Origin of the sequence: Parabacteroides sp. PFB2-10 (assembly GCF_029893085.1) — a bacterium.
Taxonomy (GTDB): domain Bacteria; phylum Bacteroidota; class Bacteroidia; order Bacteroidales; family Tannerellaceae; genus QVMG01.
Genome location: NZ_JARXWI010000001.1, coordinates 283,633 through 301,213, shown reverse-complemented (window position 1 = coordinate 301,213; position 17,581 = coordinate 283,633). Strand labels below are relative to the sequence as shown.

Annotated in this window: 14 protein-coding genes; 9 read left to right on the top strand and 5 right to left on the bottom strand. The window is 48.6% G+C overall.

The window, feature by feature from the left end:
* Positions 1–16 precede the first annotated feature (16 nt).
* From M2137_RS01285 to M2137_RS01245, 9 genes are all read left to right on the top strand, one after another.
* Complete coding sequence (locus M2137_RS01285; RefSeq protein ID WP_280764647.1) at positions 17–1,378, top strand: DUF6242 domain-containing protein; 1,362 nt, start codon at positions 17–19, stop codon at positions 1,376–1,378.
* Positions 1,379–1,484: 106 nt separating this feature from the next.
* Entirely contained in the window at positions 1,485–2,186 is a 702-nt protein-coding gene (locus M2137_RS01280) for a DUF6089 family protein (protein ID WP_280764646.1), read from the top strand.
* A 35-nt stretch (positions 2,187–2,221) separates the two neighbouring features.
* Entirely contained in the window at positions 2,222–2,971 is a 750-nt protein-coding gene (locus M2137_RS01275) for an isoprenyl transferase (protein ID WP_280764645.1), read from the top strand.
* 6 nt (positions 2,972–2,977) lie between these two features.
* Complete coding sequence (gene bamA, locus M2137_RS01270) at positions 2,978–5,656, top strand: outer membrane protein assembly factor BamA (RefSeq protein ID WP_280764644.1); 2,679 nt, start codon at positions 2,978–2,980, stop codon at positions 5,654–5,656.
* 82 nt (positions 5,657–5,738) lie between these two features.
* A complete protein-coding gene (locus M2137_RS01265; RefSeq protein WP_280764643.1) occupies positions 5,739–6,254 on the top strand; it encodes an OmpH family outer membrane protein in 516 nt (171 codons plus the stop codon).
* Between the two features lie 67 nt (positions 6,255–6,321).
* Positions 6,322–6,822, top strand: a complete 501-nt coding sequence (locus M2137_RS01260; protein WP_280764642.1) for an OmpH family outer membrane protein — start codon at positions 6,322–6,324, stop codon at positions 6,820–6,822.
* A 20-nt stretch (positions 6,823–6,842) separates the two neighbouring features.
* Positions 6,843–7,664, top strand: coding sequence for a glutamate racemase (murI, locus tag M2137_RS01255; protein ID WP_280764641.1), 822 nt, complete (start codon positions 6,843–6,845; stop codon positions 7,662–7,664).
* Complete coding sequence (locus tag M2137_RS01250) at positions 7,664–8,329, top strand: M15 family metallopeptidase (RefSeq protein WP_280764640.1); 666 nt, start codon at positions 7,664–7,666, stop codon at positions 8,327–8,329. The genes murI and M2137_RS01250 overlap by 1 nt, the downstream gene beginning before the upstream one ends.
* Before the next feature lie 264 nt (positions 8,330–8,593).
* Entirely contained in the window at positions 8,594–10,432 is a 1,839-nt protein-coding gene (locus M2137_RS01245) for a glycoside hydrolase family 13 protein (RefSeq protein WP_280764639.1), read from the top strand.
* 4 nt (positions 10,433–10,436) lie between these two features.
* Here the strand turns inward: M2137_RS01245 and sufD are convergent, their stop codons facing one another.
* From sufD to infB, 5 genes are all read right to left on the bottom strand, one after another.
* On the bottom strand, positions 10,437–11,780 hold the full coding sequence (gene sufD / locus M2137_RS01240) for a Fe-S cluster assembly protein SufD (protein ID WP_280764638.1): 1,344 nt from the start codon (positions 11,778–11,780) through the stop codon (positions 10,437–10,439).
* Positions 11,781–11,786: 6 nt separating this feature from the next.
* The gene (sufC, locus tag M2137_RS01235; protein ID WP_280751123.1) at positions 11,787–12,536 is read right to left on the bottom strand and encodes a Fe-S cluster assembly ATPase SufC; all 750 of its coding nucleotides are present in this window, start codon (positions 12,534–12,536) and stop codon (positions 11,787–11,789) included.
* Positions 12,537–12,655: 119 nt separating this feature from the next.
* The gene (gene sufB / locus M2137_RS01230) at positions 12,656–14,101 is read right to left on the bottom strand and encodes a Fe-S cluster assembly protein SufB (protein WP_280764637.1); all 1,446 of its coding nucleotides are present in this window, start codon (positions 14,099–14,101) and stop codon (positions 12,656–12,658) included.
* A gap of 31 nt (positions 14,102–14,132) precedes the next feature.
* Positions 14,133–14,624 carry a CvpA family protein gene (locus M2137_RS01225; RefSeq protein ID WP_280764636.1) on the bottom strand — a complete coding sequence of 164 codons (492 nt, stop codon included), beginning with the start codon at positions 14,622–14,624 and terminating at the stop codon, positions 14,133–14,135.
* A gap of 3 nt (positions 14,625–14,627) precedes the next feature.
* The gene (gene infB / locus M2137_RS01220; protein WP_280764635.1) at positions 14,628–17,579 is read right to left on the bottom strand and encodes a translation initiation factor IF-2; all 2,952 of its coding nucleotides are present in this window, start codon (positions 17,577–17,579) and stop codon (positions 14,628–14,630) included.
* Positions 17,580–17,581 lie beyond the last annotated feature (2 nt).

Sequence of the window (17,581 nt, the reverse complement as noted above, 5' to 3'; positions counted from 1 at the left end):
AACAACTTTTGTTTTGATGAAAAAGAATTTAGTACTGTTAATAACAGGAGGTTTTGTTTGGTTGATGTCTTCTTGCCTGGGAGATACTAGTACTACGTTAGAGGCAGAGCCGGCTAAAGACGCTCAGATCACGGAGTTTACGCTGGAGAGTCGCGTAGTGGAAGAGTTGAGTGATGTTAAATTTACAATAGACCAGGTCAATGGATTGATCTTCAATCTGGACTCCCTCCCTTTTGGGACAGATTTGAAAATGGCTATTTGTAAGCTATCGCATGCCTCTACCGTTTTGGAGATTGAATATACGCCGGAGGCCGTGGGTGATACCCTGATGACCTATTCGGATACGGATTCGATCGACTTTTCTAAGCCGGTCAAGTTTATCGTAACGGCTTATGACGGGGTGACCAAAAAGAATTATACGGCTCATGTGAATATCCATCAGATTATTCCCGACACCCTGGAGTGGGAGCCATACGCAACGCAGGTGACCGATGTGACCATGAAGGAGCAGAAAGTGCTTCCGTTTGCGCGCAACGGGCAGGAGGGGTATCTTCTTTACGCACAACCGGCAGGTATAAGCCAGCCTTATAGCCTTTATGCCTCGGCTGATATGATTAGCTGGGAACAGCTTGCATTGGAAGGGCTACCGACCGATGATATCCTGCTGTCGCAGATCACCCTCTTTGATGGGGCGCTTTACGCACCGTCATGGAGTGGCAAATTGTATAAATCGACCGATGGACAACGCTGGTCGGTGGTTGACAATGCACCGTATATCTCCTATATTATCAGCGATGTGAAAGAGGGTGGACGTGCGAAATCGGCACTGGCAGCCGTAGTCGAAGAGGCAGGCGAACTGAAATTCGCAGCGATGAGCCTGGAGGGCAATTGGTCGATAGGCGAAACCGTCCCGGAAGACTTCCCGCTGATCGGTTTTGGCAAAGAATATTATTCCTCCCACTACAATTCCTATCTGATGATTGTTGGCGGACGCAGCTTGTCCAACCAGTTGACCAATCAGTCATGGGGAACGATGGACGGTGTATTATGGGCTCGTCTGAGCGACATCAATGCCAGCTATTTCGAAGCCCGTGAAGGAGTGATGGCGGTGGCCTATGACGATAAGATCTATTTGATCGGAGGAATCGATACCGCCGGAAATGCCTACCGGGATATGTATGAATCGATCGACAAGGGAGTGACCTGGCAGAAGGTGACTGCTATGATTATCCTGCCCGACACCTATCGTGCGCGTGGCTATGGTTCGGTGATTGTCGACAAGAATCAATACATCCATATAATCGGAGGGAAAATGTATGCGAATGGAAACGTGCTTCAGGAAATATGGAGAGGACGTATCAATCGCTTAGGCTTTTAATCTCACTACACAATTCTTCCCTGTAAAGGGGCGAAACCGTGGTGGAAATATAATTTTATGAGGCTTTTAGCGTTAAGAAAAGAGGTGTAGATTATAAAACAGGCTTATGACTTCGACTTTTCTTCAACGTGTCCTCATCATAATTTTAGGATTAAACATATTCCAGGCGTTAGGAGCGCAGGAATATAAATATGAAATAGGCGGGATGGCAGGCGGCAATCTCTATATGGGGGATGCCAATAAGACCTCTCTCTTTAAAGGGATTAACCCCGCTTTTGGCGCGGTGTTCCGGTATAATGCCAATTTCAGGCTGGCTTTCAAGGCCGACTTGATGTGGGCGGGAGTGTCGGGAACGACAGCCGGTTTGAAGAATGTTTTTCCTTTTGAGGAAGAGATTTCTTTCAGCCGCAATATCATGGAGTTCGGAGGGCATGTGGAGTTCAATTTCCTTCCTTACAGTGATAAATATGGTTATCTGAATACACAAAGGATAACCCCTTACCTATTGACCGGGTTAGGCGTAACCCTGGCGCCGGGAGGAGATGAGACCTTTCTTAGTGTGCATATTCCTTTGGGCGTAGGTGTGAAGTATAAAGTAAAAAACAGGGTGAACCTGGGCTGTGAGTTTGCTTTCCGGAAACTATTCAAAGACAACCTGGAAGGGAAGGCGGCCTTAGAGGATCCGTATGAGATAAAAAGTAGCGCCTGGAAGAACAAAGACTGGTACACGAGCCTGATGTTTTTCATCACGTGGGACTTTGGACCGCGAAACAGGCCATGCAACAATGCCGAGAGCATTGCTTTTTAGAGAACCGGCAAATAGCCGGCTGATAGATATACAGCATGTCGTTGATTGAACAGATAGACAGAAGCGGATTGCCGCAACACGTGGCAATCATTATGGATGGAAACGGTCGTTGGGCTAAGGCTCAGGGAAAGGATCGTTCGTTTGGTCACCAGGAAGGGGTGGTCTCTGTTCGTCGTGTGTTGGAAGCGGCTTCGAAGATAGGGGTACGCTACCTGACGGTGTATGCTTTTTCGACAGAGAACTGGAATCGCCCGGAAGCCGAAGTGTTGGCTTTGATGGCTTTACTGGTATCTGCCATTCAGAAGGAGACGCCTGATCTGATGAAGAACAATGTGCGCCTGAAAGCGATTGGTGATCTTTCGCGTTTGCCGGAAGAGGTGTATGCCAATCTGATGGGGAGCATCGAAGAGACTTCTGTCAATACAGGCACAACGCTTGTATTGGCTCTGAGCTATTCTTCGCGTTGGGAGATAACGAATGCTGTCAGGACGATAGCGGCTGATGTGGCCATGAATAAGTTGGCGCCGGAAGCCATCACGGAAGAGTTGTTTGCCGACTATCTGACCACCAAAGGTATTCCTGATCCGGATCTGTTGATCCGATCCGGTGGGGAGAAGCGGATCAGTAATTTCTTATTATGGCAGGGCTCTTATGCGGAATTGTATTTCACCGATATCGCATGGCCGGCTTTCAGAGAGGAGGAACTGTATGAGGCGATCTTGTATTACCAGAAACGGGAGCGTCGTTTCGGGAAAATAAGTGAGCAATTAAACTATAAAGAATAGTTGTTTATGTACAAAAAATTAGTGCTGTTATTGATTGTCGTAAGTTGTGCTGCGGGCGTTTTTGCCCAGGAGATTGATACGACACAGGTTGAGGTGCCGGCGGAAGTGCCGACCATTTCGTATACTCTTTCACCCCGGAAATACCGCATTGCGGATATTCAGGTGACAGGTATGCCCCATTATGAAGATTATCTATTGATCGGTTATTCCGGTCTGTCGGTAGGTGATATGATTTCCGTTCCGGGCGAAGAGATAACTAAAGCGATAAGAAACTTCTGGCGGAATGGGTTGTTCTCCGACGTGAAAATCCTCGCCACCAAGATTGAGGACAACCAGGTGTGGTTGGAGTATCGCCTGCAACCGCGCCCCAAACTATCGCAAGTCAACTATTTCGGTGTAAAAAAGGGAGAACGCGAAGACCTGGAATCAGCGCTGAACATAAAGAAAGGGACGCAGATCCACCCTGCCGCGCTCGACCGGGCCAAGCTGGTAATCAATCGCTATTTCGACAACAAAGGATTTAAGAATGTAAATATCGATATCGTACAGCAGGACGACCTGGCAAACGAAGGAGAGGTAATCCTGAATATCAATATCGATAAGAATGAAAAGACCAAGATCCACCGTATCTATTTTTCCGGTAATGAAGCACTGAAAGACAAAGATCTGAAAAAGGCCATGAAAAAGACTAACGAAAAGGCCAACTTCAAATATGACTTTATGACCAGCTTACGGGAACTTTTCAGTACGAAGAAGTTTACGACCGAAGAATATGTCAACGACAAAGTCAATATCCTTTCCAAATACAATGAACATGGTTACCGGGATGCTACTCTGGTGGTTGACAGTGTAGTGAATATCAACGATAAATATGTAGATATCTACATCGATATCGATGAGGGAGAAAAATATTATTTGAAAAATATACAATTTGTTGGGAATACGCAGTATTCGAGCGAGCGATTGGAATTCCTTTTAGACATGAAAGCCGGAGATGTGTATAACCAAAAGAAATTGGACGAGCGGTTGCAGTCGGAAGATGATGCGGTCGCCAATCTCTATATGAACAACGGGTATCTCTTCTTTGGTGCCGACCCGGTGGAGGTGGAAGTAGAGAACGACTCCATTTCGCTGGAAATCCGTATTCAGGAAGGACCTCAGGCTACTATCAATCGTATTATTATCAACGGGAACGACCGCTTGTATGAAGATGTGATCCGCCGTGAATTGCGCACCAAGCCGGGTGCCCTGTTCAGTCGCGAAGAGATAGTGCGTTCGTTGCGTGAGATTGCCCAGATGGGACACTTCGACCCGGAGAATATGGAACCGCGGCCCATCCCCGATCCGGACAATGGAACAGTAGATATCGAATACAACCTGGTATCGAAGGCGAACGACCAGATAGAACTCTCTGCCGGTTACGGGCAAACAGGTATTATCGGTAAGTTGAGTTTGAAGTTTACCAACTTCTCGATGAAGAATCTCTTCAACCCCACGACCTACAAAGGGGTTATCCCGCAGGGCGAAGGGCAGACACTGACACTGAGCGGACAAACCAACGGGCGATACTACCAGGCATACAGCGTATCCTTTATGGATCCCTGGTTTGGTGGCAAACGCCCGAATACTCTCTCGGTCAGCGCCTACTATTCGAAGATGACCAACGTAAGTAGCCGCTACCTGAGTAATACAAGCTATGGATACGATCCCTATTCGTATGGATACGGCTATGGAGGATATGGTTATGGCTATGGCAGTTATGGTTATGGCAACAGCTACTACAATAACTATGAATTGGCATACGACCCGGATCAATACATTGTCATGATGGGGATTGCCGCCGGTTACGGGAAACGTCTGAACTGGCCGGATGACTATTTCCAGTTTATGGCTACGTTGAATTACCAGATGTATAAGATGAAAGACTGGGATTACTTCCTGGTTCAGAATGGTGTTTGCCACAATATCAACCTGGAATTGATGTTTCAGCGCAACTCCATGGACAATCCGTTGTATACCCGTACCGGTTCGCAGTTTATGTTCTCAGTGAGTGCTACGCCTCCTTATTCATTGTTCTCCAACAAAGATTATGCCTCTATGAGCGACCAAGATCCGGAAAAGAATCGCTTCATCGAATACCATAAATGGAAATTTAAAGCGAAAACCTTCGTTCCGTTGATTCCGCTTACATCAGGCATTAAGCGTACGCCTGTATTGATGGCACGCGCCGAGTACGGTCTGCTGGGTTCTTATACAAGCGCCAAGAAGACACCGTTCGAAACCTTCTATATGGGGGGTGACGGGATGAGTGGATATTCCAGCACCTATGCAACCGAAACGATCGGGCTTCGCGGGTATACCAACGGTAGTATTGCCGGAAACGGGGGATATCACTCGAATGCATATGCCTATTCCCGCCTGAGCATGGAGCTTCGCTATCCGTTCCTACTGGAACCGACCTCCACAATCTACGGGCTTGTATTCTTAGAAGCGGGTAACGCCTGGACCAACCTGAAAGACTTCAATCCGTTCGACCTGAAACGTTCTGCCGGTGTGGGTGTGCGTATCTTCCTGCCGATGATCGGATTGATGGGTATCGACTGGGCATACGGTTTCGACCATGCCAATTATGGTGGCGGCGGACGTAAAGGGGAGTTCCACTTTATCTTAGGCCAGGAGTTTTAATTTAACGTAATTTATATGTGACGGGGTAAACCCTCGGATCTATTTGTAAGTCATATTGTATATAATTAAAAAAGGAGAAGTTATGAAAAAGAGTATGATTGTATGCATGCTGATGGTATTAACGACCGTCGGTGCTATGGCACAGAAATTTGCCTTGATAGATATGGAGTATATCCTGAAGAATATACCGGCTTATGAGATGACCAACGAGCAGTTGGGACAACTCTCCCAGAAATGGCAGAATGAAGTGGAAGCGATCCAGCAGGAGGCGCAAAACATGTATAAGACCTACCAGAGCGACCTGGTATTCCTTTCCGCGGAGATGAAGTCCAAACGGGAAGAAGAGATCATCAAGAAAGAACAGGAAGCGCAGGATTTGAAACGGCAATATTTCGGACCGGAAGGCGAACTCTACAAAAGGCGCGAAAGCCTGGTGAAGCCTATTCAGGACGAGATCTATAACGCGATAAAAGAAATATCGGAAAACCAGGGCTACCAATTGGTGCTCGACCGTGGTTCGGCCATGAGTGTGCTCTATGCTTCGCCAAAGATCGATATCAGCAACGAGGTATTGGTGAAGTTAGGATATTCCAAATAAATATGTACATTTGTGCACTTTAGACTCAAAATAGTTTGAAATATTAATCATAAATAATTGAATACAGATGAAGAAGATTATCGCCCTTGTGGTTGTTATGTTATTACCTTTAGGCGCTTTTGCGCAAAGTAGTGCAAAGATTGCCTGTGTAAAAGCCAACGAGATTTACACTACTATGCCGGAATTCGAAGCGGCCATGAAGAAACTGGAAGCTTTGAACGAAGAGTATATGGTCGAATTGAATACTTTACGAGAGGAGGCTCAGAATAAATACCAGACATTTATGGCTCAACAAGACTCGCTGAGCGAAAATATTAAGATGAGACGTATACAGGAGATTGAACAATTGCAAGCTCGTGGTGAGGAACTGTCTCAATTTGCCCAGCAAGATCTTCAGAAGCAACAGGGCGAACTATTAGCTCCTGTAAATCAAAAACTACAGAAAGCCATCAGCGATGTAGGTGCGGAAAAAGGATACACCTATATCATCGATGTGACCTATCTGCTTTATGTAGGCGCTGATGCCGAAGATATTACCTCGCAGGTAAAAACCAAATTAGGCATGTAAGAACCGCTTCTAACCGGTGAATGAAAGGGCCTATTGGTATTTTTGATTCAGGCTACGGCGGACTTACGATCTTCGATAAGATCCGCAACAGGCTTCCGGCATATAACTATGTTTATTTAGGAGATAATGCGCGTACCCCTTATGGGGTACGTTCGTTTGAAGTGGTTTACCATTTCACCCGTCAGGCGGTCATGCGCCTCTTTGAAGAGGGCTGTCCCCTGATCATTCTGGCTTGCAATACGGCGTCCGCCAAAGCATTGCGCAGCATACAACAAAAAGATCTGCCGGAGCTCTATCCGGATCGACGCGTATTAGGTGTTATCCGCCCTACGGTCGAAGTCGTCGCCTCCCTGACTAAAAGCCGCCACGTAGGCGTCCTCGGCACAACAGGCACCATCTCTTCCCAATCGTACACACTCGAAATCAATAAGCTTTCTCCCGACCTGACGGTGACGGGTGAGGCCTGCCCCATGTGGGTTCCTCTGGTAGAAAATAACGAATTCAATAGTCCGGGTGCCGACTATTTCGTCAAGAAACACATCGACCATATCCTGGAAAAAGACCCCGAGATCGATACCTTGATCCTGGGATGTACCCATTATCCGCTGTTGATCGATAAGATCCGCTCTTACCTTCCTGCCGGAGTGGCTCTGCTTTCGCAGGGAGAATACGTAGCCGAGAGCCTGGCCGACTACCTCAACCGCCATCCGGAGATGGGAACACGCCTCGCAAAAGGCGGCCATAGCCGTTTCCTGACCACCGAATCGGCAGAGAAATTCTCGGAAGCCGCCTCTCTCTTCTTAAGCGACTGCGTGCATGTCGAACAAATAGCCATCGACTGATGCGCTCCGCTCTTCTCTTAACGATTCTTTCCCTGTTCCTATCCTCGCCATTGTCGGCACAAAAAGGGGACAGTCTGTTAGCTGAAAAAGGCTTGATAGACATTGCTGCATTGGACTCAACCATCCGGGTCGAGCTGATCTATGCTGGCTCCGATAACTTTATGGGAGAAGCGGTGTATGAAGGCATCACCAAAGCCTGGCTGCATCCCGATGCCGCTGCCAAACTACTCAAAGCGCAAGAAAAGCTCCGCCAAATCGCTCCGCAATACAGGCTGATCGTCTATGACGCGGCGCGCCCCATGTCTGTTCAGCGCAGGATGTGGGCATTGGTCAGGGGGACGGACAAAACCAACTACGTAGCCAACCCGGCCAACGGAGGAGGTCTTCATAATTATGGTATGGCAGTAGACGTTTCCCTGATCGACCAAGAAGGCAACCCCTTACCCATGGGAACGGCTATCGATCATTTTGGGCGGGAGGCTCATACCGATGACGAAGAAACCCTGGTCGATGAAGGCCTCATCACCCGGGAGGAAGCCCAAAACCGCCAGCTGCTTCGTTCGGTCATGCATCAGGCCGGCTTCACCTCTATCCGCTACGAATGGTGGCATTTCAACGCCTGTTCCCGTCCATACGCCCGGGAACACTATATGCCAATCGAGTAAATTCCCCTATTTTACAACCATTATTCCGGGAGAATTCTATCGTCGATGCCCATGGACAGAACTGTCGAAGCGCATGGACAGTACTGTCGAAGGGCATGGACAGTACTGTCGAGGCGCATCGACGATAGAATTCTTCCACTACTCTACAAAAATTGCAAACGATTGCGCCTCTATTTCAGGCAGTTCATAAGCGGGCGAAGATGTATTTTAAGAGCAGAACCTCTATCTTTGTAAAGATAACGATAACCATAAAACAAGAATATCATGCGAAGAAAACTAAACCTCTCGTTTCTTTTATCCTTTTTACTGATTTGCGGGATGTTTGCCCAGAACCTGAAGATGGAGCCTGCCTTCTGGTGGAGCGGAATGAAAAACAGTGAACTGCAGTTGATGGTTTATGGAAAGGACATCGGTTCATATCGTGCCTCGGTGGATTGGCCGGGTGTACGGATCAAAAGTGCGGTCGCTCTGGAGAGCCCGAATTACCTATTGTTATACCTCGATATTGCGGATGCCGCAGCTGGAAGTTTCCCTATTACGTTCACTAACGGGAAGAAAAAAATAAAACATACCTATGAACTGAAAGAGCGGAAAGAGAGTACGGCAGATATCGGCGGGTTCGATTCTTCGGATGTGCTCTACCTGATCATGCCCGACCGTTTTGCCAACGGCGACCCGACGAACGACCAAATCCCGATGAAACAGCCCTACCAGGTGGATCGCAACGACCCGAACGCGCGTCATGGCGGCGACCTGGCTGGTATCGAGCAGCATCTCGACTATATTGAAGACCTGGGCGTAACGGCTATCTGGCTCAATCCGGTGCTCGAAAACGATATGGAGGGCGGTTCGTATCATGGGTATGCAACGACCGATTATTATCAGGTCGATCGCCGTTTTGGCACGAATGAGGACTATGCGCGCCTGATCGACCAATGCCACCAGCGGGGCATACGCGTGGTGATGGATATGATCTTCAACCACTGCGGCAGCAATCATCCCTGGATGGAGGATGTGCCGAGCCGCGACTGGTTCAACAACCTCGATGAATATATGGAAACCAACCATGCGAAAGAGGTCTATTTCGATCCCTACGCATCGGACTTCGACCGGAAGAAAATGCTCGACGGATGGTTCGTGCCGACCATGCCCGACCTGAATCAAAAGAATCCGCATGTAGCTAAATACCTGACTCAAAACTCTATCTGGTGGATCGAATACGCCCGCGTAGACGGTATTCGTCAGGATACCTACCCCTATGCCGACCTGGATATGATGACCGACTGGTGCCGGGAGGTGATGGCGGAGTATCCGCAATACAATGTGGTTGGGGAGGCCTGGATGAACTACACGATCGGTTCGGCCTATTGGCAAACGGGAAGCAAATTGAATTTCGGACGCGATACGGAGTTGAAGTCGGTGATGGATTTCCGGCTGACGGCTATTGCCAGCAACTGTTTCCACGAAGAGACCGGCTGGGGCACTGGCCTGAGCGCGATCTACGAACATATGTGTTACGATTATGTCTACGCTGATATCAATAATGTGTTGCGCTTCTTTGAAAACCATGACACCGAGCGCTTCCTGCCCGAGATGCCGAAGGATCTGAAGGCATTTAAGCAGTCGCATATTTTCCTGTTGACCATTCCGGGCATGCCGCAACTTTATTATGGACAGGAATTATTGATGAACGGAAAGAAAAACGGTAGCGACGGGAATGTCCGCCGGGATGTGCCGGGCGGCTGGCCGGGCGATGCGGTTAATCAGTTTGAACCATCCGGACGCACTGCTATTCAGAACGAAGCCTGGGATTTCCTTCAGAAAGTATTGACCTGGCGCAAAGGCAATGAGGTGATTGCCAAAGGCAAGATGAAGCATTTCCAGGTGAATCAGGGTGTCTACGTGTACGAACGCAGTCTGGACGGAAAAAGTGTTTTGGTGGTATTGAACGGCACCAATAATAAGGTAGATCTGCCCCTTGCCCGCTACGCGGAGGTATTACACGGAAAAGAAAGCGGCAAAGAAATCCTTTCAGGACGCACCATCGCCCTGAAAGAAACCCTTACCCTGGAACCAAAAGAAAGTTTGATTATTGAGATGTAATGGGTTAATTACAAATCCTACAACCGGCACATTTGGCCAGTTCGCCACGGAAACGTTTCTCTACCAGTTTGTGGAGACGATCCTTGAGGATATCGAGGCGCACGTTTTCTATCACATCGTCGGTGAAGGCTAAGCTCAATAACATGCGCGCTTCCGCTTCGGGAATACCGCGGCTCCGCATATAGAAAAGGGCGTTTTCATCGAGCTGGCCGGTGGTCATGCCATGCGAACATTTCACATCGTCGGCATAGATTTCCAGTTGCGGCTTGCTGAAGATACGCGCCTCGCGGGTCAACGCCAGGTTGCGGTTGGTCTGATACGCCTGGGTCTTCTGCGCCTCCTGCTTCACTAAGATACGGCCGCTGAAGGCGGCCTGCGAACGGTCGTCGAGCACATTCTTAACCAGTTCCTTGCTGGTGCAATGCGGAACGGCATGGGTGATATGGCTATACATATCGACCTGCTGCTCTTTGTCGAGGATCGACATGCCACAAAGGGTGGTCTCCGCCTGTTCGCCATTAAGATCGATGTAGTAATTATTGCGGCTCAATCCGTTATACAGGGTGATGCCATTCACCAATACGTTGGAATGGGCAGCCTGCTTCACGTGCAGGGAGGTGAACCGGGTGGTCGACTCGCTGCTTTCTTCCAGGTCATAATAATCAAACACAGCCCCTTCGGCCGCGAATATCTCGATCACCTCCGTAGAGAGGAACTTCACATCGTCGATGCTATGGTCGCACACCAATAGTTTGGCTTCGGCATACTCTTCGAGAATCACCAATACACGCCGGTTGGCCATCGTATCGACATCGCTACGGAAAATATTCACCAATTGGATCGGCTTCTCAACAACGACGTTTTTGGGCACATAGACCACGAAACCATCCTGTGTCAGCATGGTATTCAGGGCGATCAGACCGTCCTGACTGCTTGAAGCCGCCTTGCCATAATAGCGGGCAGCCAGCTCCGGATGTAGCTCGGTGAAGGCTTTCAGTCCACCGATATAGACCCCTTCGGGGAATATACCTTTGGGTTGTTCTTTCTCGTAATAGGAATCGTTGACGATGAAGTAGAGGGCGGTGCTCAGGTTGGGCACGTCGCAACGGAACACATCGTAGGGATTCACCGGTATCTTGACCCGGTTGATATTGATACCATAGTCGGGAGCAAACGATGCGGCCACATCAGTATGTTGGTAGTCCTCCGATTTATATTTCGGGAATCCCAACCGGGTAAAATCAGCCAACGCCTCTGCCCGGAGCGCATTCATCACCGGCGTACTATGCCGGCAAACCATATCTTCGTACCGGGCAAATAGTTCTATATATTGTTGTTCAGCGTTCATAATTATTTATTCGTTTTCTTTCAGCCAGTCATAGCCTTTGGTTTCCAATTCAAGGGCCAGTTCCGGGCCACCGCTTTTGACGATTCGTCCTTTGTATAATACATGCACGAAGTCTGGCTTGATATAATCGAGCAAGCGTTGATAGTGGGTGATGACGATGGCGGCATTCTCCGGTGTGCGCAACTGATTGACCCCATTGGCAACAACGCGCAGGGCGTCGATATCCAATCCGCTATCTGTTTCGTCGAGGATGGCCAGTTTCGGTTCCAGCATAGCCATCTGGAATATCTCGTTACGCTTTTTCTCTCCGCCGGAGAATCCTTCGTTTACCGAGCGGCTGGCCAATTTGTTGTCGAGCTCGACAATCGCCCGTTTCTCGCGCATCAGCTTCAGGAAGTCGGAGGCAGAGATAGGATCCAACCCTTTGTATTTGCGATGTTCGTTCAGGGCAGCACGCATAAAGTTCACCATACTGACGCCCGGTATCTCCACCGGATATTGGAAACTAAGGAATATCCCTTCGCGACTGCGGTCTTCGGGTTCCAGTTCCAACAGGTCTTTCCCACCAAAACGAACGGAGCCTTCCGTCACGTCAAACATAGGATTCCCGACCAATACGCTGCTCAGGGTGCTCTTTCCGGAACCATTCGGCCCCATGATCGCATGCACCTCACCGGCATTCACCGTCAGATCAATGCCTTTTAATATCTCTTTACCGTTTATTTCGGCATGTAAGTTTTTAATTTCTAATAACATAGCTTTATTTAATTATGAATTATGAATGAGGAATTATGAATGACAAAGAGATTATTTCCCAGCGTGTAGGGAGCTCTTCATAATTCATAATTCATAATTCATAATTCTTCTTCATAATCTTATCCAACGCTTCCCTCCAACGAGATCGTAAGTAGTTTTTGTGCTTCGACGGCAAACTCCATCGGCAGCTTGTTCATCACCTCCTTGGCATAGCCGTTTACGATGAGTCCTACCGCCTCTTCCACGCCGATGCCCCGCTGCTGGCAATAGAATAGCTGGTCTTCGCTGATCTTGCTGGTCGTTGCTTCATGCTCGACAACGGCTGTTTCGTTCTGAATATCAACGTATGGATAGGTATGCGCACCGCAAGTGGAGCTGAGAAGCAGGCTATCGCACTGGCTATGATTTCGGGCATTGATCGCTTTGGGCGATACTTTCACCAAGCCCCGGTAGCTGTTCTGACTGAATCCGGCGGAGATCCCTTTGGATACGATCCGGCTTTTGGTATTTTTCCCCAGATGGATCATCTTCGTTCCCGTATCGGCCTGCTGGTGATTGTTGGTCACGGCAACGGAATAAAATTCACCTACCGAGTTATCACCGGCCAGTATACAGCTTGGGTATTTCCAGGTGATGGCAGAGCCAGTCTCCACCTGTGTCCAGGAGATCTTGCTGCCTTCTCCTTTGCAGATACCCCGTTTGGTTACGAAATTATAAATCCCTCCTTTGCCGTCTTTATCACCGGGATACCAGTTCTGCACGGTGGAGTATTTCACTTCGGCACGTTCCAGGGCGATAATCTCCACAATAGCTGCGTGCAATTGGTTCTCATCGCGCATCGGAGCCGTACAGCCTTCCAGGTAACTCACGTAGGATTCGTCGTCGGCCACGATCAGGGTGCGTTCAAACTGTCCCGTATTGGCGGCATTGATACGGAAATAGGTGCTCAGCTCCATGGGACTGCGCACGCCTTTCGGTATATAGACAAACGAACCATCCGAGAATACCGCCGAGTTTAAGGCGGCAAAATAATTATCACGGTAACTGACTACCGTGCCCAGGTACTGCTTTACCAAATCAGGGTAGTTGCGTACTGCCTCACTGAACGAACAGAAAATAATACCTTTTTCGGCTAACACCTCCTTAAAGGTGGTCTTCACCGATACACTATCCATCACGGCATCGACCGCCATACCGGCCAATTGGGCGCGTTCGTGCAGGGGAATACCGAGTTTATCGAATGTTTTGACCAGTTCGGGATCGACATCATCCCAACTTTTCGGCCCTTCTTTCTGTTTGGGAGCCGCGTAATAGATGATATCCTGGTAGTCGATCGGAGGAATATTCAGATGCGCCCAGTCGGGCATCTCCAGGGTCTGCCAATGGCGAAAAGCCTTCAGGCGGAACTCGAGCAACCATGCCGGTTCCTCTTTTTTGGCAGAAATGATACGAACCGTTTGTTCATTCAATCCGCGATGGATCAGTTCCGTATCGATGTCGGTAACAAAACCGTATTTATAATCACTGTTTGTTACCTCGTTTATAATGGCATTTGAGTCTTGCATAAATGAATGATCTAATGAGAACCAGTAAAGTTTATTGTCCTACATAAAACAAATTGGAGGGGAAAATGGTTGGCAGTATCTCTTTGATCGTATAATAAAAACGGGAATCCAGCTTGGTTTGCATACGGATCAGTACCGAACCGCTGTCGATCGCTTCGAGCAAATTAAAGAAGAGGCTGATGAAAAGAATCATCACCAATAGACCGAACACGCCTCCCAACAAATGATTGATTATACTTAAAGGGGTTACCCCTACCACCCGGTTGACAATCTCCCCGGCCAGCAAAACGATCCCTACGATCAGGAAGAAACCCAACACATAGCTGATAATGGAAACCCCTTCCGGAGGAAACCAATCCAGGTCTATAATGTATCCGCGTAGCCACTGGGCTGCCTTCCCGCAGAAAAAGATACCGGCCACCAAGGCTATAAGCGAAACAACCTGTTTGATGATTCCATCAAACAGGCCTTTCACAATTCCTACTCCTGCCAGACATAGAATGACAATGTCTAACCAGTTCATCTCTTATAGTGTTTTTTTGATTTCTGTTTCTTCGTATGCTTCCACAATGTCGCCTACCTGAATATCGTTGAAGTTCTTGATATTCAAACCACATTCCTGACCGGATACCACCTCTTTCGCTTCGTCTTTGAAGCGCTTCAGCGATTCGAGTTCTCCGGTATGCACTACGATACCATCGCGGATCAGACGCACTTTGTTTGTCCGCTTGATCTTTCCCTCTTTCACGATACAGCCGGCAATCGTTCCCACTTTCGTGATCTTGAACACCTGCAATACCTCCACATTGGCGGCAAATTCCTCTTTGATTTCCGGAGAAAGCATCCCTTCCATCGCGCTCTTCACCTCTTCAATAGCATCATAGATGATTGAATACAAGCGGATCTCCACGCCGTCTTTCTCGGCATTCCTGCGGGCAGCCACCGAAGGACGCACCTGGAATCCGATAATGATTGCGTTGGAAGCGGCAGCCAGTACCACATCCGATTCAGATATCTGTCCTACTGCTTTGTGAATCACATTCACCTGGATCTCTTCGGTCGAGAGACGGATCAATGAATCCGACAACGCTTCAACAGAACCGTCCACGTCACCTTTCACAATCACGTTCAATTCCTGGAAGCTTCCAACCGCTATGCGGCGGCCGATATCATCCAACGTAAGCATTTTCTGCGTACGGAGTCCCAGTTCACGTTGCAGTTGTTCGCGGCGCGTAGCGATTTCACGAGCCTCCTGTTCCGTTTCCAGTACATTAAAGGTGTCACCTGCTTGCGGCGCGCCGTTCAGACCGAGGATCAATACCGGTTCGGAAGGACCAGCCTTTTCAACACGTTGATTACGCTCGTTGAACATCGCTTTGATACGTCCGTAATGTGTGCCGGCCAAAACGATATCGCCCATCTTCAGCGTACCGTTTTCAACCAGTACGGTAGAGACATATCCACGTCCTTTGTCCAAAGAGGATTCGATAATCGAACCGGTAGCACGCTTGGTCGGATTGGCCTTCAGGTCTAAAAGGTCGGCTTCGAGCAATACCTTTTCAAGCAACTCTTCAACGCCTTGTCCCTTTTTGGCAGAAATATCCTGGCTCTGGTATTTACCACCCCATTCTTCAACGAGGTAGTTCATATTCGCCAGTTCCTCTTTTATCTTTTCCGGATTAGCACTCGGCTTATCCACTTTATTGATAGCAAACACAATGGGGACACCTGCTGCAGAAGCATGATTGATTGCTTCCACCGTTTGAGGCATCACATTATCGTCGGCAGCCACAATGATGATCGCGATATCGGTCGCCTTCGCACCACGGGCACGCATCGCCGTAAAGGCTTCGTGACCCGGTGTATCTAAGAAGGTGATACGGCCACCGCTTGCCAGTTTCACATTGTAAGCCCCGATATGCTGCGTGATACCACCGGCTTCGCCCGCGATCACATTAGCATTACGGATATTGTCGAGCAACGATGTCTTACCATGGTCTACGTGTCCCATCACAGCCACAATAGGCGGACGTGACACCCAGTCTTCTTCGTTATCATTTTCATCATCCCGAATGGCTTCTACCACCTCCGCGCTCACATATTCGGTCTTGAATCCGAACTCATCGGCTACGATATTGATTGTTTCCGCGTCTAAGCGTTGGTTGATAGACACCATCATACCGATCGACATACAGGTAGCAATAACCTGTGTCACCGGCACATTCATCATGTTAGCCAAGTCGTTTGCCGTAACGAATTCCGTCAGCTTCACTACGCGGCTTTCCATTTCCTCCTGTTCCATCAGTTCGTGCTCACGGCGAACGGCCGCGTCACGTTTATCCCGACGGTATTTGGCACCCTTACCCTTATTCCCTTTATTGGTCAGGCGGGCAAGTGTTTCTTTGATCTGCTTTTGTACATCTTCTTCGCTTACTTCGGCTTTTACCGGACGTTTTACGCGCGATTTATGATGACTGTCGCCACCAGCCGCACCGCCGCCATGCGGACGCGAGGGGCGTGAGTTGGTACCCGGCGTATTGTTGATGTCTACGCGGTCTTTCTTAATGCGGGTACGTTTCTTTTTAGCATTCGCGTCATCACCCGGTTTCTTCTGACCCTCGGGTTTCGCCTGTCCCGGCTTGGCATCCCCCTCTTTGCGGGGAGGATTCTGTCCGCCGGGGCGATTGCCTGCCGCCGGTTTATGCTTCTCGTCGCGTTCTTTGCGACGTTCTTCTTTTGTCTTCTTTTTCGGGCGAGTCGATTGGTTCAGCGCTGTCAGGTCAATATGGCCTTTTACTTTGATATTCGACTCGATCTTGGGGGTATTCAAACGGAAAGGCTCTGAGACTTCTCCTTCCGATTCGGCAGCCTCTGTTGTCTCTTCCATACCCGACGTCGGCACATCTGCCTTGGTTGTTTGGGGGGTCGGCTCTGTTTTTATCTCTTGAGGCTTTTCCTTGGCAACCACCTTAGGAGATTCCGGTTGAACAACCGGTTCCTTCTTAACTGGTTCCTTTTCCTCTTTTTTCTCTTCAACAGCAACAGGAGCTTTTTCAACCTTTTCCGGCTCAACAACCGGTTTTTCTTCCTCCTTTACAACCGCTTTTGGCTTTTCTTCCGCCACCGGTTTTTCAACCACTTCCTCTTTCTGGGCTTTCTTTTCCAGGTCGATATGTCCTTTGGTGACAATCTTTGGACGATACTCATCCGGAACAACTGTCTTTATCTCTTCTCTTTTTTCTTCTTTTCGGGGAGGTTGGGGTTTCTCTTTCGGTGTATTCTGTTCCGTCAAGAGTGCTTCACGTTCACTTTCCGACAGATCTTTTCCAAACTCCTTTACGAGCAAAGCATATTGTTCATCACTGATCCTGGTATTGGGGTTGTCCTCAATATCATGACCTTTCTTATGCAGGAACTCCACTACGGTGCTCTTTCCTACGTTTAACTTTCTCTGTACTTGAATTAATTTAATAGGCATAT